This window comes from Azospirillum picis (assembly GCF_017876115.1).
Lineage (GTDB): Bacteria > Pseudomonadota > Alphaproteobacteria > Azospirillales > Azospirillaceae > Azospirillum > Azospirillum picis.
Genome location: NZ_JAGINO010000002.1, coordinates 157,102 through 178,276 on the forward strand (window position 1 = coordinate 157,102; position 21,175 = coordinate 178,276).

Consider the following 21,175-nt stretch of genomic DNA (forward strand, 5'->3'; position numbering starts at 1 on the left):
TCAGGACAGGGGCTTGACGATCAGGATGCCGACGTCCCGCAGCGGGGCGAAGGCGGTGGCGTAGCTGTGGCCGGTGCCATAGGTCAGCGCGTCATCGCCGAAGGTGCCGCTCATGTAGGCGACCGTGGCGGTATCGGCGGCACCGGCATCGGTGGCTTCGGCCAGGATCAAGTCCGGGGTCTGGCTGCCGTCGCTGGCCCCGGCCAGACTGAGCACGTACTTGCCGGATGCGGTGATCTTGCCGAGCACCGCCCCGCGCGGCAGGGTCTGGCCGGACGCCAGGGTGATGCCCTTGGCCGGGAACGGCCCTTCGACCTGCAAACGGTCGGGGGTGAAGGATTCGCTGGTGAAGCTGGCGGGCATGGGGCTGCGCTCCTTTACTTCGCGGGCGCGCCGTTGTGGGCGGCGTGCAGGTTCATGATCGCGGACACCTCGGCCGAGACGTCATCGCCCCCGCCCGACGCTCCGCCGTCCGGGGTGATGGAGGGATTGCCCAGCGCCGCCATGGCGGCGGCGAGCGGGTTCGCCGGAGCCTGGGCGGTCGACGGAGCGGCGGCGGCCGGCGCAGCCTCCAGCACGGCAATGGCCTGCTGCGCCGGCAGGTCGGTGCCGAAAGCCAGCGTCGCGGCCAGCTCCACCCGGCCGGCCGCCGCCGGGGCCGCGAAGATCGCGGCACAGCGCTCGCGCTCCTTCCGGCGGACCGACGCGGCCTGCTTATCGTCCTCGTCCTCGGTTTCGTCCTCCTCCCCTTCCTTCGGCTTGTCATCGCCGGAGGCTGCCGGCTGGACCGGAGGCGTGACGGCACCCGAAGCGGGCTTCGGCGTGCCGGGCGGCACCACAGGGCCGGCGGCAGCGCCGGGACGGAGGTGCGCGAAGCTGAACGGAATCTTCATGGCGGGGTCAGGCTCCCTGTGCGGTGGACAGATGGGTGAGAAGGGCTTGGAAGGCGTCGTCCGGCGGCAGCACCGCATCGGCAAAGCCTTGCTCGACGGCGGCAGCGGTGCCGTTGGGGCCGTCCCAGGTGGCGGCCTCCGTCGCCAGCACGGCGGCAAGGTCGAGGGATGCGCCCGCGGTCTTGCGGCCACGGGCGACGGTGTCGGCGAACAGCTGACGGATGGCTTCGCTCTCCGACAGCCAGCGGTCACGGACGTCGTCCGGCAGCGGCTGGAAGGCGTTGCCCTCCGCCTTGTGCTTGCCGGCGGCGATGATCGTCGGCTTCCAGCCGGCTTCCGACAGCGCGGCCGAGACGTCCCAATGGATGGAAATCACGCCGATGGAGCCGAGCCCGCCCGTGCGCGGCACGCTGATGGTGTCGGCGATGCCGGCGGCGATCCAATAGGCGGCGGAATAGGCGTAATCGTCGAGGATGGCGGCCACCGGCTTGCCGGCGGCGGCCTTCGCCTGGGCGGCCCAATCGACCAGATCGGCCACGCCCGAGACGAAGCCGCCGCCGCTCTTGCACCAGAGCACGACTGCCTGCACCCGGGGATCGGCGAAGGCCATGCCGAGCTGGAGCCGCAGGACGTTACAGCCGGTGGCATAGCTCCAGCCGATCCAGTCGAAGCGCGGCACGATCAGGCCGCACACCGGGACGATGGCGACACCGCCGACGAGCTGATAGGGCCGGCTGCGCTCGTCCAGCTCGGACAGATGCAAAGCACCAGGCGCCGGGCGCTGGAGCCCGGACGAGGCGCCCGCCGGCGCCGCGCCAACGAGCTGCGGCAGCAGCGCCGATGCGGACGTGACGAAGGCCGGAGCCAGCAGCGCCGGCCCCGAGACGAACAGGAAAGGGCCCATGATCAATCCTCGCGGGACTGGCGATCGCGGTCGGACGGTTCCGGGCCGTCATGCAGGATCACCTGCGTCGGGGCCTCCCAGGGCACCGGCAGGCCGAGCTTGCGCAGGAACTCCGCTTCGCTGGCGCGCTGTTCGGCCACCTCGCGCCAGTCCTTGCCCTGCTCCGCGCACTCATCCTCCAGGTTGGAAACCCCGATCTTCATGCGCATCTCGGCGGCGGCCACTTCCTTGACCGGGTCCACCCAGCCACGCCCGACGCCGATCCAGCGACAGCGGCCATAGGCGTAGCGGTTGCCGTAGAAGTCAGGAGCCTCCACCTCGCCCAGGGCGACCGCCTCTTCCAGCCAGAGATGGAAGACCGGGGTGGCCCAATAGGTGGCCAGCCACGCGCGGCGGCCCAGGAAGTAGCGCCATGCCTCCAGCATCGCAGCCCGCGCACTGCTGTAGTTCGTCTGGCTGAAGTCCTTCAGCAGCAGTTCATAGGGGATGTTCATCCCCGCCGCGATGTGACGCAGAACCGACTTGGTGAAGGCGTCGAAAGCCGTCGCCGGCCGGGCCGGGGTGAAGGGCTGCATCTCGTCGCCGGGGAACAGCGGGATGACCGAGCCGCCCTTCAGCCGCACCGCATGCTCCGCCCGCTTCTCCATGTACTGGTCAGACCCGCCGAACAGCTCTTCCAGATCCTTGGCGGTCGAGCTGGTCTTGATGAAGGCGGCGATCATCGCGTTGACGATGGCCGCCTTCAGCTCCGATTCCGTGTAGTGCTGGTACATCTTGAACTGCGCCAGCACGGGCGACAGCAGGGGCTTGCCGCGGTTCTGACCGGTACGCTCACGGTCATGGACGTGGATGACCTGCTTACGCCCCCAGGGCGTCATGGCCGGCACCCGCGTCCACTGGTTGATGTCGGGCGCCCAGCTGAACCAGTCCCCGGGGTGCGCATTCCTGATCCAGTAGCCGGTGGGCGCACCGTAGCGATCGATCTCGATGCCGCCGCGCAGGGTCGGCCCGTCCATCCGGTCGTTCGGGTTGGACAGGCGGTCCGCCTCGATCACCTGGATGCAGGTCGCATACTTGCGGTCACGCGACGGCAGCCACAACGGCACAGACAGCCCCTCGCCGTTCAGCAGCCCGGCCCGCGTGATCTGCGCCGTCATGCCGGCGAAGGTCAGGGTGCGGGCGGCATCGCAATCGGTAGTCTCCGCCCACGCGCGCCACTTCGCCTCCACCACCTCGCTCCACTCGTCCGCCCACGCCTTGTCCCGGCCGAGCGCCCGGTAATCGGGTGTGCTCGACAGCCGCAGGCCGGTGCCGACGACGTTGTCGAGGATCGACTGAATGCCGGACGAGGCGATGCCATTGTTCCGCCACAGGTCGCGCGACCGCGCCACCAGGGTGGACAGCTCCGGCAGCAGCTCGGCATCCGCCGACGTCGCGCCGACCTGCCAGGACGCCAGCTCGCGCGACATCAGCGACGCGCCGTCATAGGCGGTGTCGACGGCGGAGCGGTGCACCGGGCGCATCGGGTTGCCGTGCTGGTCGAGGATCGTCACGGACGGAACGGGGGGCATGGTCGCGCGCTCAGAAGCTGATCAGCAGGGCACGGCGCGGACGGCCGGAGGCAGAGGCGATCTGCTCCTTCAGCTCCGCGATGTAGCGGCGCAGATCGGCGACGTTGGCCGTCGAGAACTCGACGGTCCGGCCATCGCCGCTGGTGACGCGCACAAAGCGCCCGCCGGTCAGCAGGGTGTGCAAAGCGGTTTCCGCTTCGGACAGGCGCGTCCGAAGCGTCTCGATGTCAGCCATGGTGGAAACCCTCACGACAGATAGGGATCGTCGGCGTCAGTGGCTTTGGGCAGGGTGATGCGGGGGCCGCCGGCCCCCTTCATCGCCCGGCGCAGAGGTGCCGGCAAAACGACCGAAGGGGCGCGGGGCGCTTCTTCGGTGACGGAGACGGCGGGCGGCAGCGGAGCCGCCGGAGCGAAGACAGGCGGCTCCGCTGCCGCGACCAACGGCAGGTCGAACAGGTCACGGTTCGTCACCGGAGCGGCGGCCCGATGGGCGGCGAGCGCCTGCCACTGGTCGGCCGTCATGGTGTCACAGCCCAGGTAGTAGGCGAGCGCCCGGCAGCCGACAGCAATATCCAGCTCTTCGTTCGCGCCGTGCTGTTCCCACCATTGGTGCGGACGTCCGTTGCGGGTGCCCTTGCGCAGGGTCTCCGCCGTCATCTGCTTCAGCAAGCCCAGGTCGGCGTCCTCATTGACGTACAGGCCGCCGGGGCGGATCACGCCGTCCGGGCCGGGGCCGCGCAGCATGCGGCGCAGGGCGGCATAGTGCTGCGATTTCAGCGGCCATGTCCCAATCGGCCACAGCAGGCACCCGCCCTTGACCCGCTGGCCGCGCCAGTCGATGTCGACCTTCTTCGGCGTCCCGAGAGGCGGCAGCAGCCACGCCTGGGTGCCATCGCCGCCGCGCCCGTCACAGGCGAAGACGCCCGGACGGCGACGCGCCCACAGGTAGACCCGATGCGACAGGTATCCGGTATCGACGCCGAAAGCTTCAATCGGCCACGTCGCCCCGCGAGCGTCCGGGTAGCGGCGGGCCTGGATCGCCTCCAGCCGCTTCCACACCTCGTCCTCTTCCGGGTCGCCGGGGATGGTGCCGCCGTCGATACGCCAGAAGGTGGGCACACCGGGCAGGCCATGGCCGCAGGCGTAGACGCCCCATTGCAGGCGATCCGCCTGCACGTCGCAGAAGCCGGTGACCACCAGCGCCCCCGGCGGCAACCGGCGGTGCGGGTAGCTCAAGCGACGCTCCAGCAGCTTTTCAGCCTCCGGCGCGTCGCCCTTCTCCCTCCATGGTTCGCCCAGCGTCTGCTGAGTGAAGACCTTCAACCCGGCCGGCCCCTTGCGCTTGGCCTCTTGGAACTCCTTCACGATCCCGTCCCAGCTGTTGAACGGGGAATACGCCTGCCAGATGGCAAAGCCGGGCTGTCGTCCAGCGGAGCCGCGGGCACGCCACCGGGCAAGCTCCTCCGGCTCGATCACCTGGGGCGGCGGCAGATCGTCTTCGCTGCCCGGATGGCACTTCAACCAGATGCCACGGGCGAGCATCTCTGTCTTGTGATGGTGCTCGATCACGCCACCGCAGCCGACCGACATGCAGACAAAGTGCGCGCTAAATGGCGGCGCATCCCCGTCCCACCGCAGGGTTTCCCAGCGCAGCACCTGATACGCACCGCAATGCGGGCACGGCACATAGTAGCGGCGCTGATCGCTGGCCTCGAATTTGGCCGTGATGCGACAGGCACCTTCGACGCCAGGGGTGGAGCAATAGAAAATCTTCGCGCCGCGGGTCTCGCGCCATGCCTTGGTTCGGGCATAGGCCAGATCGACCGGGTCGCCGCGCCCGTCGACGTCCCACGGGTATTCCGACACCTCCTCCAGCACGACGACGCGATAGCTCATCATCTGGAGCGGTTGGGACGACGACGCATGGCCGATGACGGCGAAGCCGCCGGCAAAGCGCAGCATGCCCTGGGTGGAGCTGTCGGCATCGCGCGACCGCTGGGGGCGGACGCGCTCGCGCAGGGCCGGGGTGACGTCGATGGTGGTGCCGAGCTTCAGCTTGGCATACTTGTCCATCTCGCCCAGGCTGGGCAGCAGGATCAGGATCGGCGACGGCTCGCCATGGATGACCGAGCCAACGAGGTTTAGCCCGGCCTCCGAAAAGGCGACCTGCGCCGACTTCATCGACGCCACTTCGGTGCAGGGGTGCGACAGGCTGAGAACGTCCTGCACCTCGCGCAGGTACGGCACACGGTCACCGTTCCACTTGCCAGGGTACGGGCTGCCGCTCTCCGCGCTGACATACCGCTCCGTCTCGGCCCACTGGGTGACGGTGAGACGCGGCGGCGGGGTAATCCCGCGGGCGAAGGATGACAGCACCACGGCGCGGGCGTCGCCCAGCGCGGGGAAGCGGTCACTCAGGCTTGCCATCGGTCCGCGTCAGGCCGAATTCGGCCATGGTGGTTTCGATCTGGCGCTTCCACTTCTCCAGCAACTGCCGGTCGACGTCCTGAATGACACCGAGTGCCGTCCGATAGTCGACGACGCCGACAAGGCGGTTCGCCAGATCGGGCGCCCGCTCGTCCAGCAGGCGCATCAGAGCCGGCCCCAGGTCGAAGCCGGCATTCGCGGCGGCGTCCCGCTCGACCAGCTGCGCCTGCGCCTTCGCGTTCTCCAGCTCGGCCCGGTCCGCGTCGGCGCGGGTCTTGCGGATGCGCTCGTTCGCCAGCGTGGTTTCGACGCTGGCGGCGATGGTGGTGGGGAGAACGGGACGCGGAGCCGATTCGGCCGGGTCGGCATCGGCCGGAGCCGCCGCTGGGGCAGAACCTGACGTGCGACGCTTGGCCGGGTCGAGGAATACCGGCAGCGCACGCACGGCGGCGATGGAGACCAAGGGGCGACCGGACACCCCATAGTTGGTCAGCAGCCCCTGCGACACGTAGCGGCTGACGGTGGACTTGTTCACGCCCACGGCGGCAGCGGCTTCGGTGACGCCGACAAGGTCGTCAGGACGGTCGTTGCTCACGTTGCACGTCCTGTTGCAACGCCTGCAACGGCGTTGCTGCAAACTTGGACCCCACCCACTGGCCCGCCATCATGCCTTCGCCACCCGTATTCGGCCGGATTGCCGGAAGGACCCGCAAGGGGGGTGGGGGTGGCGGGGGTGCCACCCCGGCCGGGGGCCGGCAGGCGGACGGCAGGCGCCGGACGCGCCTCCCCGCCGCCCAGGGGGCAGCGGAGGGGCACCATTGGGTGCCGTGTGGAGGGGGTGCGGGTGTCTGTCATGGGTCGAAACGCAGTGCGCCCGGCGCGGGGGATTACCCCGGCCGGGCGCACTACCTCAATCTAGCGGAGAGGCTAACCCAAACGTCCCCGTGTCCGTCAAGCGGTATTTTTCGGAACACCGAGACCGAATGTTGCGGCGTACCCGCCCAGCGCCTTCAGGACGGCTTCCGACACCCGGCCATTGCGCAAGCCCAGCTCCACGTCCAGTCCGCGCGGCTCGGCCTCCCCGGTGACCACCAGCACCACCGCCACGTCCAGATACAGCGTCCGGTGCCGCCCGCGCAGCCAGCCCGCCTTGCCCGCCGCACGCACGCTCGCGCACCACCGCTCCAACCGCCAAGCCGGCCCCTCCGCCAGCTCCCACGACACCGTGCCGCCCGACGGAGCCAGCGGCGGGCTGGTGCGGTTGCCGCCATCGACCACCAACCGGGACGGGTCCATCGCCCGCAGCCCCGACGCGGTCGGGATCGCCATCGCCAGCCCGCGCCCGATGTCCACCGCCGCCGCGAGCTGCGCCACGTCCATTCGACCACGGGCGTACATCAGCGCCACCCAGCCGCGCCCGCACACCAGCCCCGGCACGGCCGGGTCACCCCGCTCCGGCAGGTCGCGCAGCCGGCCGGTGACCAGCCCGTCACCATCACCCTCGCCACTGCCTAGCATCACCGCTCCGCCATCCATGCCCGATTGCTCCCTGTTGCTCCCCGCCCGGCGGGAATGCTCCCTCTCTGAACCCCTTGGAAACTCTCACTTTAGGGAGGATAGGGAGGATAGGGAGTAATGTTCGGAGGTCTGCCATACGCGCCCGCACGCACCCGCGCACACACGCACGCACATATGTGAGACCCCCGAAAATCGCTCCCTTCGCTCCCTATGCTCCCTAAACCCAGGATTTCCGCGCCTTCCATCAGAGGGGCCATGCCAGCGATTGCTCCCTCTGGGGTCGATTGCTCCCTCTCCCGTCAGATTTCGGGGGGCGGAGCCTCGACGCTCTGGGGCAGCCCCTCCAGCAGGCACAGCCCCACATACTCGTTCACACCGCAACTCTTGACTGTGCGGAAGCCGCGATCCTTCATTTTCCGCCCGAACCCGTTTTGCTTGAGAGGCTCTTGTGCATTTCTTTCGCACCACTTGGTGTAGGCTTCGTACAGCGCCGTTGCCGTGACGCGCCGCCCTTGCAACGCCGCCGTCTCCGCCTCAAGGAAATCGCCCAGCGGGTCCTGATCGCGCCGGTACTCCTCGACCGCCGCCATGATCTTCTCAGGCGGGTCCAGCCCCTCTTCCAGCCACAGCCACAGCCCGTCCAGCAGCCAGTTCAAGACCCCGTCCTTCTCCGCGACCAGCTTGTCGAGGATGTGCGGGTCGCGCTCGTCCGGGGTGATGAAGACTTCGAAAGGGACGAGGATCACGCGCCGCCAAATGCCCACGTCCTGGCCCCGGATGATCGGCCGATGGTTGGTGACCATGATCGGCGTGAACTCTGGCCGAAACTCGAAGGGGTCCCGGTTCAGCTTGCGCGTCTCCATCGGTTCGCCGCCGGTCACCTCCTTGACCAGACCTTCCGATAGGGCCTCGCCCTTGTCCGGCTCGGACATCAGCACCAGCCGCACGCCCGGCAGCTTGGCAATCGACGGCTTCGGCCCGTCCGCCTTCTTGTCCTTCCCGTCGAGGAAGACGCCCACCGGGATCGTGGCTGCATAGTCCCCGAAAATCTTGCGGATCAGGTCAATCAGCTTCGACTTGCCATTCTTGCCGGTGCCGTAGAAGATGACAAATATCTGTTCGGATGTGTCTCCAGTCAGACAGTATCCGAGAAGCTTTTGCACGAACTTCCGTACCTCTTCGTCGGGCAGGATGCGGTTTATGAAACGGCCGAACTGCGGCGCACTCGCCTGTGGGTTGAAAGCCGCACCGGCAAGCCGGGTGATGAGGTTCGTCTTGCGGAAGCCGCCCAGGTGCATCTGGTCGCGGCTCTCCGGCTTCTGGCGCAGGTCCAGCGTGCCGTTGTCGACCGTCAGCAGCCACGGATGCGCGTCCATTGCCCGCATCGGCTTCGACAGGTAGGGCTTGGCCTGCTCCAGCGCGCCTTTCACCTTCGGCGTGTCACCCGACTTGACAGCGAACGCCTCGAACGCCTTCAGGCCGCGTTCCCAGTCCTTGATGCGCTCCAGCCGCATCTTGCCCTGGATGGTCGGGTCAGGCTCTTCGGTCTCGGTCGGAGGGGCCGGCGGCGGCCCCAGGTCGCGCAGTTCCTTCAGCTCGTCCCGCAGTTTCTCCACCATGCGGTGACACAGCTTCGTGGCCGCCGCCTCACCCAGCTCGTAGCCGAAGCGCTTGCCATCCCAGACCGCCCACCCGTTCTGATCGACGAAGACGAGGTCACGGCCGAACCGCTGAATCAGCCGCTCGCCGTTTCCCTTGTCGGACTTATCGTAAGTTGCAAGCTCTCGGTCGGGCGGCGGTTCTCCGTCGTCATCATCCGGCGGTTGGGCGACGCCGCCGCCACCCATGCCGGCATCGACCACGACCGCGCCGTCAATCTGCTGTCGCAGGTCTTCCAGCGCGTCGGGCAGGTCCGCCGGCACGATCTTGGAACCGTCATCGGGCATCGCGCACCTGAAAGCCTCTGGCACGCCCATCGGGCGCCCATGTTTGGAGGGGGGAGGGGGGAGGCGCGGAGGGGTGTCGGTAGGTCATGGCTCCACCTCCCCGGCCGGCGCCGTGAATTTGTCCGTCTGGTTGCCCCAGGCGTCGAAGCCGGGCCAGGATTGGCGGGCGAACAGCTCGCACGCGGGGCCACTGGGGATCAGGCGACGCGCCATGGCGTATTGCTCGTCCGGCTTCCGGCTATGCTCGCGCGTGGCAGCGTCCAGGGCGTCGCCACCGTCCAGCAGGACGCCCCGCTCCGACGTGCAGCCCGGCCCATAGGGCGGCTCGCCAATGGCCCACAGGGTGACGTGCTCCGTCGAGACCCGGACGACATAGCCGGGGCCGAAGGCTACCGTGCCCTTGGGGGTGCGCTTCAGCCAGGGGAAGCCGGTCACGTACCGGAAGCCCCACGCCTGCCCCACCGCTATCGCCTGCGGCAGCATTGCCCAGGCCCCCCACAGCCACAGCAGACAGCCGCGCGGGTTGGCGAGCTGCTGCACCGGTAGCGCCTCGATGTCGTCCAACGGCATGCAGTCGTAATGCGCCACCGGGTTCTTGGCCTCGCCCTTGGCGGAGCGGTTGTAGAAGCGCCATGGCGGGTCAGCCATGATGAGCCTATACGCGGCTGGGGCGAGGCTGCCCCAACGCCAGGACGCAGGCTTGCCCGACAGCGAGGACGCCCGCGAGGGAGCATCACCCCCAATCGGAGGCAGATCGAACAGGAGGGGCGCGGGGGAGGCTGGCTTGGTCACGCGGCGACCCTCGTTCGGTCTTGGTCGAATTTGGCCGTCGCTCGCTCGGCCACGGCCACCCGCCGGGCGATGCCGGCGGCGAACAGCTCGCTATCGGCGATCAGCACGGCCAGCAGGTCGAAGGCATCCGACCACAGGGCGTTGCAGTCGCGGGCGCGGTCACGGTGCCCCAGCAGCCGGCGGCACCAGCGGTAGACGTCCGGCGCGCGGCGCGTGGTCGTGGTCATGTAGCGGAAGGCCAGCATGCGGGCGGCGGCATCATCCATGGCCGCCGCCCTGAAGTTCGGTCATGACCCACCGGACGGCCCGGACGAATTCCGCTCCAGCTTCCGCGTTGATCGCGTTCCCATAGGCGCGCAGGCGTCCCACTCGGGCGGCAGCCCCATGAGCCAGCGGGAATGTGCCGGGTTCAACTGGCCGCCACCGCTGGTCTTCGCACCAGACCCACTGTGCGTTGCCCCAGAAGCCGTTAACAGGGCCTGCCGCGGGAGCGACACGCCTTTGGAGCCGTACAGCTCCTCCGTAGTTTTCTGCGATCGATCCGACCGCCAATCCCTCGCCGCAGGCGTCGCCCAGGATGCTGCATGGTTCAGCGTGATGTTCTTGGTCGTGAACCCTGGCGCTGGATGGCGCAGCGCATCGTTTCCCGTTGGTGTCGGCCAACCGGCCAGCGAAGCAATGGTCTTCAGTTGCGAGTTCGGAGCGCCCGTGTCTCGACGGCACTTGTCCGGCCCGCCGGCTGCATCGGCCCTTGTTGGCGTTGGCCAGCTTCCCAGCGCCGAGTTGACTGCCTGGGGAAGCGATGTTCCGGACATCCCCGCTGTCAGCCGCCCACCCCGCCCGCCGTCCGATGCGGCTGGTGTGGGCCATGAAGAACAATCGCTGCCGGATGTTCGGCGCACCGACGCCCGCAGCGCAGAGATCAACCGCCCCAACGGTGTACGCCTCGCCTTCCAAGTCATCGTGAACAAGGTCGAGCCAGACCAGGCCGTCGTCCGACGCAAGCTGTTCGCCAAGGACATCGTCAGGGCCGCAGACGCGGATGAGGTGGTGCCAGAACGGCCATAGGTGCCGCTCATCAGCAAACCCATCGCCTGTGCCTGCCTGGGAGAAAGGTTGGCAAGGGCATGATCCGGTCCAAATGGGCCGGTCATCCGGCCATCCGGCGAGACGCAGGGCGCGGCTCCAGACCCCGATGCCGGCAAAGAAGTGGCATTGGGTGTATCCCGCCAAGTCAGCAGGTCTAACGTCACGGATGTCCCTTTCGTCCACATCGCCGGGCGCTATCAGGCCGACGGCGATCAGGTTGCGCAGCCATGCCGCCGCATAGGCATCGCGTTCGTTGTAGTAGGCGCGCGCTTTACCCATGCCCGCCCCCATTCCGCGCCCGCCGGGTGAAGCGCACGGTCACCCGGCGATCACCGCCCAGCGACATCGCCACCCTGGCCCGCAGCTCGTCCGACGCGGCATCCGCGCCGATCACGATCACGTCCCGCACCGTCTCCGGCAGTGCCAGATGCAGCAGAGCCGACACCGGCCCGCCGACCCACACCGGCACGCCTGGATAGGCGGCGCGGGTCTGAAGCCCGATCACGGCCCCGGTGGCGACGTGCAGCCGCTCCCCCGACAGCTTGCCCAGGCGCACCGCCGCACCCTGCCAAGCCCCGATTAGGCGGCGGGACGGCAGCACCTCGCCCGTGCTGGGATCGGCGATCGTCGCCATGCGGCCATCCGGCGACAGGAAGGTCGCCAGCACGGCGCGCACCTCCGGCTTGCCGTCCCGGTCCGGCCACCGCGCCATCCCCGCCAGCAGGGCGGGCCATCGGCCGATGCACACCGGCTCCGCCCCGTCCGGGGCATGCAGATAGTCTACCTCGCCGAAGCCGAACCACGGCCCCGCGGTCGACGGGTCCACGCCGTTGGCAGCAAGGAAGGCGGCGGCGGGGGTGTCGACCAGCGATGCGGCGCGGGCATTCCACACCGCCCGGCCGGCGGCCATCTGAACGCCCAGCGTGGCGGCGGAGGGGGCATCGCTACGGCGGCGACGCTGGGGCTGATAGCGTCGCTGCTGTTGGGCCGGAGGCTCCGGCACCTCGCGCGGGTGCTGCCGGCCCGCCTCGATGCCGCCGGCAATGATCTTCTCCAGATGGTCCGGCTTCCACGGCCCCTTCCGCGGGTCATGGCTCCACCCCAGCGCCGCAGCCATCAGGTGCTGCGCGACAAGGTCTTCCGGCAGGGCATTGGTGGCGACCAGCCCGCCCAGTTTGAAGGCGGCTTCGTTCAGCGCGTTGTTCTGGTTGCCGGGGCCGGTCTGGCGAACCCGCTTCACCTCGTCATCCAGGGCCGCGCGGGCATAGGCGGAGATACGTTCGGTCTTGGTCGAAGGAGTGCGGACGGCCTTCGGCACCGGCTGACCGATGCGCTTGGCGAGGAAGGCCGGCAGCTCGCGGCCGTCGAGGCGCAGGCGCAACCAGTCGAGGTCTTCCGGCTCTCCCATCAGCAGCCGAATCATCCACTCCGGGGCCGGAGCGATGGGCGTGACGTCGGGACTGCCGATCCAGTCATACCGCCCACCGTTCGGGTGGATGGAAGGCGCGGCGAGGATGTAACCGCCGGTCGATCGGGTGTCGAGGCCGGGGCCCAGACGCGACCGCGCGCTGTTCTTGACCGGGCGGCCCGGCCAGCGGAACAGCCAATGCCGGCCGCCGCTGGGGGTGTTCTGCCCCAGCGTCTCCGGCAGCGGCTCCCCGAACAGCTCCTCAAGGATCTGCAGCGTCTCGAAGCCGTTTTCCGCCGGCTTGTCGCCCACCGCTTCTTTGATGTCGGCGTCCATCACCCACCAGCCGGACTGTTCCCCGGCTGCCAGACCGACATTCGCCCGCGGCCAGCGGGTCCAATACTGCTTCACCCAATAAGGGGAGGTCTTGGCGTCGAGCACGCCGTGCTCGAAGAAGTCCTTTTCCTTGTACGGCAGCTTGTCCCCGGCCACGCACGGGAACACCGCCCAGCCGCGGGCGGCATAGGCCGCCGCCGCCTCGAACAGTTCCGGTCCGGCAACTTCGGTCATGGCCGAACCTCCCCGGACGTCAGATCGTGGACATGCGCCCAGAGGCAGGCATCAGCGATGGATAGGGCCAGCGACCACAGGCGTTCCGAGGCATAGCCCTGCCCGCCCCGGCTGATGGCCGCCCGCCGGTCGCTGGTCTCCAGGCGGAAGCCGGCGGGCATGAGCACCAGCGCGGTCCCCACCAGCGTGATGGGCATCAGCCGGCCGGCGGCAACGTCGCTGATCTGCCGGCGCAAGCCCAGGTGCTGGTGAGTGTCGACGGTGATGCGGCGGCCGGCCCGCAGGCTCAAGATGGCGGTGTGCAGCACCTCGCATTCGGCCGCGATGCTGGTAGCGTCCTGGGCCAGCCGCCGCAGGTCGCCGAGATAGCTGGCGGTGGTCATGGCCGTGGCTCCCAACGGATCAGGACGCCGCGGAACTCCAGCAGGCCCGGATGGGCATCAGCCCAGAAGCCGCAGAGGTCAGCCCAGTTGCTGAAGCCGTCATAGTGGGCGAACTCGTTCAGACCGGGCGTGTCGGTGATGATCTGCGCAAGGCCGCCATCCTCTCCGCCGACGATCACCGAAGGCTGGCGGCCAAGAATGAGGGTGACGGGGACGCAGGCGGTGCAGATCGCGCGGCCCAGTAGGCGACAGGACAGGGTCCGCATGCCGACATAGAGCTGAAGCTCTTCACCCGGCCGGGCATGGCGCTTGCGCGGCGCCCGGATGGTCTGGCGCTTCATCCCCGGCAGCAGCGGGCCGGGTTCCAGGCCGGCGACGATGCGGTCGGCGAACCGCTTGTTGAAGCTGTAGGCGACCATTACGCCACCTCCGGGACTTCGTCCCAGGTCCGGCCATCCAGCAGACGGCCGGCGGCCTTCTTGCCGAGACGCTCCATCAGCCGGACAGGAAGGCCCTCGGGAACGTCGGTGAAGTGGGCGAAGCTGCGCCCATCCATGGCAACGAACACCGGCTTGACCGCGCCCAGGTCGGCCGGGTTGATCGTGTTGGAGAACTCGTCGTCGGTCTCGATCACCTCGACCGCGGGGCTTCCGGTGTCAAACTCGCGAAACTCGCCATGTTGCTTGAACAGGAACGGCACGCCCGCCTTGGCGCACTGGTCGCGAAGCGTCCGGACCCAATCCGGATGGCTGGGCCGGGCGCGGGGACCACTCTCGCCGCCGCAGATCACCCAATCCAAGGCAGAGACCCCTTCGGCAGGGCCAAACACCGGATCGACAACAGCGATATTACCGGTCAGGGCATTCAGCACCTTGACCGTTCCGCCGTTCACACCGTTGTAGCTGAACGGAATATCGGTCAGGTCCAGCGCCCCCCGCAGCGGCTCGCATGAGAGGAAGCGCCCGGCAGATGGCGTTCGCGAAAGGTGCGGAACGCGTTCGATCGCTGCCGACTGATCCTCGACGGTCGCACCGGTCCAGACGTTCGGGAGCGGCCAATCAGGCAGGCGATCCTTGGTGCCTTCGTCCAGCACCTTCAGCGACAAGTGCAGATCGCCAGCCCGTGTAGATTGGCTGCCAAGCCTGTAGAGGCACCTGTTGATCCGATACGGCGTTTCCACCGAGGCCAAATAATGCCGCATCCGATCCGGCCGCTTGGTCAGCAGCAGGAAATGGTGATGCCGGCACAGCGCCATCATGGCATAGACCTGATCGATCCAGTCTTGTTCGACGCTGCCGTGGAACAAGTCCGACATGTCGCAGACGAAATACACACGGCTGCGCTTGGCATTGATCGGCGTATTCAGCACCTCCGGCACCCAGCGGAGGGTGCCGTTGAAGCGGGGCGTTCCGGCGGGGTCCAGATTGGTCAAGCCCGCATAGACGCCGTTCCCCTTGTGGCCGAAGCGATGGGCGATGCTGGCCGCATAGCAGTTCCGGCAGGCTTCGCTGAGACGGCTGCACCCCCGGATCGGGTTGAGGCTGGCCGGGATGGCGTTGATCTGCCGCGCGAGCGCGACCACCCATTCGATGGTGCAATGGTCTCCCATGGCGTCAGCCCTCCGCCCGCTCGCCAGCCCGTAGGCGGGTGGCGATACCGGCCGCGCCCAGCGCCGAACCGCGCACCGCATCCCGGACGCGGCTCGCCGGCTTCCACCACCGGTTCTCCCAGGGCCACAGGTCGCAGGGGGCGCCCGCGGGGAAGTCGGCGCGCTCTTTGTCCGACGTCCCCGCGTTCAGCAGGTAGCAGCCGCCGGCCATCTCCAAGTCGCCCGGATCGTGGGCACCGTCATGCGCGGCGGTAAAACCCTCGCCCACCCTTTGCCGCGCCAGCTCCAGCGCGATCAGGCGCAGGGCGTCCCTGTCCGCTTGGTCCAGACCGGACGGCAGTTCCAGCGCGAAGACGATTCCCCGCACCCAGGTGATGCCTGCATCGTCGAGGGTGACGGTCAGCCCCTCCTTCCGCAGCAGCCGGGCGAACTTCTTGCGTTGCACCGGCTGCACGCCGTGCCCGGCGCAGAACCGGGTATAGTCGCCGTACAGGTGGCTGACGCGGACATGCACAGAGGCTTCGCGTCCCTCGCATGCACTGCGGAGGAACGCGTTCAACGTGGCGGACATGGGGTCAATCCTCCAGGGCTTGGGCCGTTCTCGCGGCGTGGGTGGCGGCGGCGCGGGGCGGCATCTGGTCGCCCGGCACGGCCGGCGGATGGGGGCGACGGCCGGCAGACCCGCCGTCGCAGAAAGGAGCGTTGAAGACGGTCAGGGCAGCGGTCAGCGCCCGGTTGTCGAGGTCGCCGGCAAGCCATGCCCGTGCGACCTGGGACAGCCCGCGCGCGGCGCTGGGACGGTCGGGAACGGCGAAGATGGCTTCGGCCAGGGCCGCCCGGTCATCCTCATGCGGCTTGCCGACCAGCACCCGGCCGCAGGCCAGCGACAGGGCGATGCCGGGGTCGAGGTCACGCGGGCCGGTCATGGCTACAGCCCTCCGCGGTCGACGGTGGGCATCGCCGCGATCAGCGGATCGGTCTCGGTCCAGCCGGCCGCCCAGCCCCAGCCGCTGATGGTGTCGGGCAGGTACGGGTTCTCCGTCGCCAGCTCGCCCGCAATCCGGGCGGTGGCACCCTCGCCCCAGGCAGCGAGGAATCGCGCATCAGCGGGATGATCCATCCGGCCGGACAGCACCAGGGCACAACCACGGTTGGTCAGTAGCGCAGTCATCACGCCACCTCGACAGGCCGGAGCGCCGGCAGGCATGAGGTGACGTCCGTCTCCAGCGCCAGAAGGACGCTGCGCAGGTCGCCCAACTCGCGCAGGATTTCCCGCGCCTCCTCTGGGGTGATCTGCCGCCCGCCGTCACCAGTCGGACAGCGGGCGCGGCGCAGCTCTTCGGCAAGGTCACCCATCTCCGCCATCGCGTCGGCGAGACGGGCCATGGGGTCGCCGGGCACGGTGGCGGCGGCATGGGCGCGGCGCAGCTCCGCCTTGTAGGCGGTCAGGATCGCGGGATGCTCGCCCCGCACCACAAGCGCGCGATCCAGCTTCAGGGCCTGGATCAGCGGGATCTTGTGGGCATCGTCGTCGGGGTCCGACCACATGCGCACCAGCCGGGCGCTTTTCCCGGTGATTTCCTCGACCCCAGCATCGCCCAGGCAGGCATGGGCAAGAAATACGCCGTCCTCCAAGGACAGCGGATCACGGCGCTTTGTCATTGTCCGACACTCTCTCTTGGATTGAACAGGACGGCAATTATTCTCGCATTCATATTACAGCCATGCCCGAAGACCCTCAGCAGACGAAGTGCCGACACCCATGGCAGCCAGCCTCCCAGCCCGGAACGAGTTGGTTGCTGCGGCACGCACCGGCCGCCAGTTGCAATTATTCCAGTCATGCGGCGACTGCCTTCCGACCGGCCATCGCCGGTGGCGGCTCGAAGAACCACGCGTCGTCCCAGGGTAAACCGGCCTCCTTCACGCGGGTCCGGATGCGGGTCATCTCGCTCAGCGACGGTTCTGCTTCATCACGCTCCCATCGGCTTACGGTGGCTTGGGTGGTTCCAGCCGCTCGCGCCAATTCGGCCTGCGTGAGCTGGAGAATTTCGCATCGGATGCGGCGGATGGCGTTCATGAGCCGCGACTATATGCACATACGTATAAAGGGGCAAGGGGTTATCCCAATGATTATGCCACCTCGTATTTGCCATGTGATACGCAAGCGAATATGCCGTTCCTCATGAACCCGCTCGCCCAACGCATCAAGCAGCTCCGCAAATCGCGCGGGCTGAATCAGGCTGAGTTCGCCGAACTGCTTGGCGTCACTCAGCCCACTGTGAGCCGCTGGGAGCTGGGCAAGAGCGAGCCGGAGTTCGATCAGATCGTAGCTCTGGCCGATTTGGCGGGTGAAACGCCGCAGCAGTTTGCATTCGGGCAGCAGGTCAACGAAGAGTTAACCTTGCAGCTCGTATTCGTGGTCGGCGCAGTGCAAGCCGGTCATTGGGTGGAAGCAGTGGAGTGGAATCGCGACGAGTGGTATTCGGTTTCCCTTCCGCCACACCCTCAGTATCCCGAAATAAAGCGTTTCGGGCTGGAAGTGCGCGGGCCATCTATGAACCGCGTCTTTCCTGAAGGCTCTGTTGTAGAGTGCATCCGCTTTGAGGATTTGGGCGAAGAACCGCAGCCGAATGATTACGTAGTTGTTGAGCGCCATCGCGCTGATGGGTGCATCGAAGCTACGGTTAAGAAGCTCGTTGTTATGGATGACGAGCCGTGGCTTGTGCCTGAGTCAGACCACCCAGCATTTCAACGCCCCATCAAGCTCCGTAACGGCCATGAGGATGATGTGGAGACAGTGGTAATCGCTGGCCTCGTCATTGGTTCGTACCGCCCATTCCTCCGTAGGCGCTAACCTCTCGGCTCGCTCACATCGACTGCCGACCGTCACCATAGGCTGAGAATGGTGCGGTATCAGTCGCACCATATGCGGCCAAGCTTCTGCCTCCCCCCCCTGCATAATCACGCATGAAAACGGGGTTCTCATACAGACCTGCATTTTTCTCTTTGTCGCCAGATATGCGTATGTGTATATATGTGCCGCGCTTGGTCGTGAGCACCGGTTGATAGCCGCGACTTGGCGTTCCTCCCAACCTGCCCCGGCGCGGCTGAGACGCGGCCCGCCGGGGAGCTTTTCAGGGAAACGCGATATGAAGCACCGCCACACGATGCGCAGCCCCTCCGAAATGCACCCGACCGCCCGTAAGATGGGACGGAAAATCGCCGATCTGGGCGGCTCCGGCGACGCGGTGACGGAAGCCGACCTGCTGACCGACTTCAGCGCCAGCGACATCAAGACCCACATCGAAGCCGCCCGCGGCTACGCCCGACAACTTCTCGGGTCGAGCCGCGGACGGTCAAGCGGCTTTCAGATCATCGGAAAGTCAGGACCGTCTATTCATCGTCAGCCACATCTTGAACGCGCTTAACTACCCTGTTCATAAGGTAGTTCATGTACTTGGACATCTCGGCAGATATCTGCTCAAAGTCCTCCGGGTTCATCCCTGGTCCTGCAGTGGTTCTGCTGAGAAGGACCTTCATCCGGTCTCTTGCTTCCAGAGCATTTTGAACGGGGTTAGGGGCCGTCAAGCACTGGCGGGATATAAGTTGCTCCAAGACAAATTCGATGGCGGCGAAGCGGCCCTCAATCATCGCGAAAAACGGTTCCACGGGTAGCTCCTGTGCTTGGTTGAACAAAAACACAGTAGCACACGCGGCCGGGCGACTTAATCGCCCGGCCGCGACCTGCGGGGGTATATTGCGACGACGACCCGAGCGGAGGCATGCGGCATCCGTTCCGGCCGCCGCCGCACTAGGCAGCGGGCGCGGCTGGCGCATCCCAGCCACATAGCGTGTGTCCCAGCCAGAGACCCCCGGCGTCGGCGGAATTGCCGGGGGTCACCGGGACCACACCCCGAGACATCGACATGACCGACACCACCGATCCGGTGGACGGCGGAGCTTTGCCCGCCCTCCCGCAGACGCACGACCCCGACCTTGAAGCGGTCTACCGCCTGTGGATCGACATCATCCGGGAGGCGCGCATGCTGGGCGGTCGCGACGCCGCCCGCCGGCTGTGGCGGTCTTCCCCCCTGCCGCCGCTGGACGCACACAGCAAGGGGAAGGATACGCCCGACTGGGTCGACTCCTTCCTCTCCGACTGCACGGAACCGGCCCCCGGTGCCCGCCTGAAGGCGGAGGCGCTGTGGACCGCCTACGTCGCTTGGTGCCAGCCCCGCGGCCTGGAGCCGATCACCCGCAAGGGGCTGATGATGCAGCTCGGACGCCATGGTCTGCGGCGTCAGAAGGCGAGCTGCATCTACTTCCTGAACCTGCGTCTGCGGGTCCAGTGATGCAGAACCTCAGCAAATCCGCGGCGTGTACACGCGTTCCGCCAGAAGCCCCAGGAATGGCCCCCGCCCATCCGGCCGGTGGGTCGGTGTGTCGGGAATGCGGAGCCGCCTACAAGGCCACCGATCTGGCACAGGAATTTTGCCGCCCGGCCTGCCGCATCGCCTGGAACAACCGGGCGCGGCTGCGCGGCGCGAAGCTCTACGAAGCGGTGATGACGTGGCGCGTCCTTCGCCAACCCGGCGCGCTCGCCGTGGTCACCGCCCTTGTCAGCACCTTCCTCGACGAAGACCGCGCCGCCGGCCGGCGGTGGCGGCCCCGCACCTTCAACCCCAAGACCGGCCGCCGCGAGCGGCGGAAGTGAGGACGCATGGTTACCCCCCTGCTTTCCATCAAGACGAACAGGTTCCCGCTGAACTGGAAGCGATACAGCAAGCTCTATGACGAGTTGGAAGCTGCCGCCCAGGCTTTCTACGACCTGGGCCACGCCGATCTTGCCGAAGGGATCGACAAGGTGCGGACCGAACTGAAGAACGCCTGGGAGCTGATTGCGGCCAAGGAGCGCGCGGAGCGTGACGCCGCCGAACGCAGCCAGCCGGAGGGGCACTGAATGTCCGTCATCGGCCATTGCCACAACTGTGGCGAACACACCCGCATCGACCGCACTACGCGCCTGTGCGACGCCTGCACAACCGAAGAGGGTGAATCGTTTGCCTCTCTGCCGACGCGCGAAGACACCATCGCCCTGATCGGCCGCCACCTCCTTCCGAAGGGGGCTGACTGCCATGCCCCGTGAGCAGTTCGTGGAGATGCGCTTCACCGCCAAGAACGAAGCGGTCATCCTCCAGGCGAACGACATCATCGCCGAATATCAGCGGCAGGGTTTCGTACTGACCTTGCGCCAGCTCTACTACCAGTTCGTGGCGCGGGCACTGATCCCGAACACCATGCAGTCGTACAAGCGGCTCGGGCAGATCGTGAACAACGGTCGGATGGCGGGGCTCATCGACTGGGAGGCCATCGAAGACCGCACGCGCAATCTCCAGAGCGTGTCGACCTGGGAGGATCCGGAAAGCATCATCGACGCCTGCGCGGCACAGTTCCGGGTGAACCGCTGGGCCGACCAGCCCGCCCACGTCGAAGTGTGGATTGAGAAGGAAGCGCTCATCGGTGTCATCGAGCCGGTGTGCAACGAGTTCTATGTGCCGTTCTTCGCCTGCCGTGGCTACACCAGCCAGAGCGAACAGTGGCGAGCTGGCCGCCGGCTTCGGAAGAAGCACCGTGCCGGCAAGCACGTGGTCGTGCTGCACCTGGGCGACCATGACCCGTCCGGGTTGGACATGACCCGCGACAATGACGAGCGGCTTGCTCTGTTTGCCGGGGCGGAAGACATCGTCGAAATCCGCCGGTTGGCGCTGAACATGGATCAGGTCCGGCGCTATCGCCCACCGCCCAATCCGGCCAAAGAGGGTGACAGCCGATTCGCCGACTACATCAAGCGCCACGGCGACCAGTCCTGGGAGCTGGACGCGCTCGACCCCACTGTCATCGACAAGCTGATCCGCGACCAGATTGACGGGCTGATCGACGGCGACGCCTGGAAAGCCGCCATCTCCCGTGAAGACGAATATCGGGCGCAGCTCGAACGCACGGCCGACCGCTGGGACGACGTCCGCAGCTTCCTCTTCCCGGCGGAGGGCGAGGAATGACCATCC

At 67.5% G+C, this 21,175-nt stretch carries 28 protein-coding genes; 7 read left to right on the forward strand and 21 right to left on the reverse strand.

Features of this window, described 5'->3' with window-relative positions; all coding sequences use genetic code 11:
* The 21 genes from J2850_RS03160 to J2850_RS03260 all read right to left on the reverse strand — a co-directional run bounded on the left by J2850_RS03160 (position 1) and on the right by J2850_RS03260 (position 17,187).
* Positions 1–363 carry a head decoration protein gene (locus J2850_RS03160; protein WP_209978703.1) on the reverse strand — a complete coding sequence of 121 codons (363 nt, stop codon included), beginning with the start codon at positions 361–363 and terminating at the stop codon, positions 1–3.
* Between the two features lie 14 nt (positions 364–377).
* A complete protein-coding gene (locus J2850_RS03165) occupies positions 378–893 on the reverse strand; it encodes a hypothetical protein (protein WP_209978705.1) in 516 nt (171 codons plus the stop codon).
* Between the two features lie 7 nt (positions 894–900).
* Positions 901–1,797 carry a S49 family peptidase gene (locus J2850_RS03170; RefSeq protein WP_209978707.1) on the reverse strand — a complete coding sequence of 299 codons (897 nt, stop codon included), beginning with the start codon at positions 1,795–1,797 and terminating at the stop codon, positions 901–903.
* 2 nt (positions 1,798–1,799) lie between these two features.
* The gene (locus tag J2850_RS03175; RefSeq protein ID WP_209978711.1) at positions 1,800–3,368 is read right to left on the reverse strand and encodes a phage portal protein; all 1,569 of its coding nucleotides are present in this window, start codon (positions 3,366–3,368) and stop codon (positions 1,800–1,802) included.
* A gap of 10 nt (positions 3,369–3,378) precedes the next feature.
* The gene (locus J2850_RS03180; protein WP_209978713.1) at positions 3,379–3,603 is read right to left on the reverse strand and encodes a phage head-tail joining protein; all 225 of its coding nucleotides are present in this window, start codon (positions 3,601–3,603) and stop codon (positions 3,379–3,381) included.
* 11 nt (positions 3,604–3,614) lie between these two features.
* On the reverse strand, positions 3,615–5,795 hold the full coding sequence (locus J2850_RS03185) for a phage terminase large subunit family protein (RefSeq protein WP_209978715.1): 2,181 nt from the start codon (positions 5,793–5,795) through the stop codon (positions 3,615–3,617).
* Positions 5,779–6,390 carry a hypothetical protein gene (locus J2850_RS03190; protein ID WP_209978717.1) on the reverse strand — a complete coding sequence of 204 codons (612 nt, stop codon included), beginning with the start codon at positions 6,388–6,390 and terminating at the stop codon, positions 5,779–5,781. The genes J2850_RS03185 and J2850_RS03190 overlap by 17 nt, the downstream gene beginning before the upstream one ends.
* Before the next feature lie 356 nt (positions 6,391–6,746).
* Positions 6,747–7,331: a hypothetical protein gene (locus J2850_RS03195; protein WP_209978718.1), complete on the reverse strand. Its 585-nt coding sequence runs from the start codon at positions 7,329–7,331 to the stop codon at positions 6,747–6,749.
* A 281-nt stretch (positions 7,332–7,612) separates the two neighbouring features.
* Positions 7,613–9,259: a DNA primase family protein gene (locus tag J2850_RS03200; RefSeq protein WP_209978720.1), complete on the reverse strand. Its 1,647-nt coding sequence runs from the start codon at positions 9,257–9,259 to the stop codon at positions 7,613–7,615.
* Between the two features lie 84 nt (positions 9,260–9,343).
* Positions 9,344–9,907, reverse strand: a complete 564-nt coding sequence (locus tag J2850_RS03205; protein ID WP_209978722.1) for an MT-A70 family methyltransferase — start codon at positions 9,905–9,907, stop codon at positions 9,344–9,346.
* A gap of 140 nt (positions 9,908–10,047) precedes the next feature.
* Complete coding sequence (locus J2850_RS03210) at positions 10,048–10,317, reverse strand: hypothetical protein (protein ID WP_209978723.1); 270 nt, start codon at positions 10,315–10,317, stop codon at positions 10,048–10,050.
* Entirely contained in the window at positions 10,310–11,419 is a 1,110-nt protein-coding gene (locus tag J2850_RS03215; protein ID WP_209978725.1) for a DNA cytosine methyltransferase, read from the reverse strand. Before J2850_RS03215 ends, J2850_RS03210 begins: the two co-directional genes overlap by 8 nt.
* On the reverse strand, positions 11,412–13,118 hold the full coding sequence (locus J2850_RS03220; protein WP_209978727.1) for a bifunctional DNA primase/polymerase: 1,707 nt from the start codon (positions 13,116–13,118) through the stop codon (positions 11,412–11,414). Before J2850_RS03220 ends, J2850_RS03215 begins: the two co-directional genes overlap by 8 nt.
* Positions 13,115–13,501 carry a hypothetical protein gene (locus J2850_RS03225; protein WP_209978729.1) on the reverse strand — a complete coding sequence of 129 codons (387 nt, stop codon included), beginning with the start codon at positions 13,499–13,501 and terminating at the stop codon, positions 13,115–13,117. Before J2850_RS03225 ends, J2850_RS03220 begins: the two co-directional genes overlap by 4 nt.
* Positions 13,498–13,920, reverse strand: coding sequence for an ASCH domain-containing protein (locus J2850_RS03230; protein ID WP_209978731.1), 423 nt, complete (start codon positions 13,918–13,920; stop codon positions 13,498–13,500). Before J2850_RS03230 ends, J2850_RS03225 begins: the two co-directional genes overlap by 4 nt.
* Complete coding sequence (locus J2850_RS03235) at positions 13,920–15,110, reverse strand: phage Gp37/Gp68 family protein (protein WP_209978733.1); 1,191 nt, start codon at positions 15,108–15,110, stop codon at positions 13,920–13,922. Before J2850_RS03235 ends, J2850_RS03230 begins: the two co-directional genes overlap by 1 nt.
* Before the next feature lie 4 nt (positions 15,111–15,114).
* Entirely contained in the window at positions 15,115–15,681 is a 567-nt protein-coding gene (locus J2850_RS31630; RefSeq protein WP_246512766.1) for a hypothetical protein, read from the reverse strand.
* A gap of 4 nt (positions 15,682–15,685) precedes the next feature.
* Entirely contained in the window at positions 15,686–16,036 is a 351-nt protein-coding gene (locus J2850_RS03245) for a hypothetical protein (RefSeq protein WP_209978734.1), read from the reverse strand.
* A gap of 2 nt (positions 16,037–16,038) precedes the next feature.
* On the reverse strand, positions 16,039–16,281 hold the full coding sequence (locus J2850_RS03250; RefSeq protein ID WP_209978736.1) for a hypothetical protein: 243 nt from the start codon (positions 16,279–16,281) through the stop codon (positions 16,039–16,041).
* Positions 16,281–16,772 (reverse strand): phage regulatory CII family protein, encoded by a 492-nt coding sequence (locus tag J2850_RS03255; protein WP_209978738.1) that lies wholly within the window; start codon positions 16,770–16,772, stop codon positions 16,281–16,283. Before J2850_RS03255 ends, J2850_RS03250 begins: the two co-directional genes overlap by 1 nt.
* A gap of 175 nt (positions 16,773–16,947) precedes the next feature.
* Positions 16,948–17,187: a helix-turn-helix transcriptional regulator gene (locus J2850_RS03260; protein WP_209978739.1), complete on the reverse strand. Its 240-nt coding sequence runs from the start codon at positions 17,185–17,187 to the stop codon at positions 16,948–16,950.
* Between the two features lie 93 nt (positions 17,188–17,280).
* Here J2850_RS03260 and J2850_RS03265 point away from each other — a divergent pair, with 93 nt between their 5' ends.
* The 7 genes from J2850_RS03265 to J2850_RS03295 all read left to right on the forward strand — a co-directional run bounded on the left by J2850_RS03265 (position 17,281) and on the right by J2850_RS03295 (position 21,169).
* Entirely contained in the window at positions 17,281–17,964 is a 684-nt protein-coding gene (locus J2850_RS03265) for a LexA family protein (RefSeq protein ID WP_209978741.1), read from the forward strand.
* Positions 17,965–18,259: 295 nt separating this feature from the next.
* Complete coding sequence (locus J2850_RS03270) at positions 18,260–18,538, forward strand: hypothetical protein (RefSeq protein WP_209978744.1); 279 nt, start codon at positions 18,260–18,262, stop codon at positions 18,536–18,538.
* Between the two features lie 498 nt (positions 18,539–19,036).
* Positions 19,037–19,462: a hypothetical protein gene (locus J2850_RS03275; RefSeq protein ID WP_209978746.1), complete on the forward strand. Its 426-nt coding sequence runs from the start codon at positions 19,037–19,039 to the stop codon at positions 19,460–19,462.
* A gap of 56 nt (positions 19,463–19,518) precedes the next feature.
* Positions 19,519–19,824 carry a hypothetical protein gene (locus tag J2850_RS03280; protein WP_209978748.1) on the forward strand — a complete coding sequence of 102 codons (306 nt, stop codon included), beginning with the start codon at positions 19,519–19,521 and terminating at the stop codon, positions 19,822–19,824.
* Positions 19,825–19,830: 6 nt separating this feature from the next.
* Positions 19,831–20,070: a hypothetical protein gene (locus J2850_RS03285; RefSeq protein ID WP_209978751.1), complete on the forward strand. Its 240-nt coding sequence runs from the start codon at positions 19,831–19,833 to the stop codon at positions 20,068–20,070.
* Positions 20,071–20,256 (forward strand): hypothetical protein, encoded by a 186-nt coding sequence (locus tag J2850_RS03290; protein ID WP_209978753.1) that lies wholly within the window; start codon positions 20,071–20,073, stop codon positions 20,254–20,256. It abuts the gene before it with no gap.
* Positions 20,246–21,169 (forward strand): hypothetical protein, encoded by a 924-nt coding sequence (locus J2850_RS03295; protein WP_209978755.1) that lies wholly within the window; start codon positions 20,246–20,248, stop codon positions 21,167–21,169. The genes J2850_RS03290 and J2850_RS03295 overlap by 11 nt, the downstream gene beginning before the upstream one ends.
* Positions 21,170–21,175: the final 6 nt, after the last annotated feature.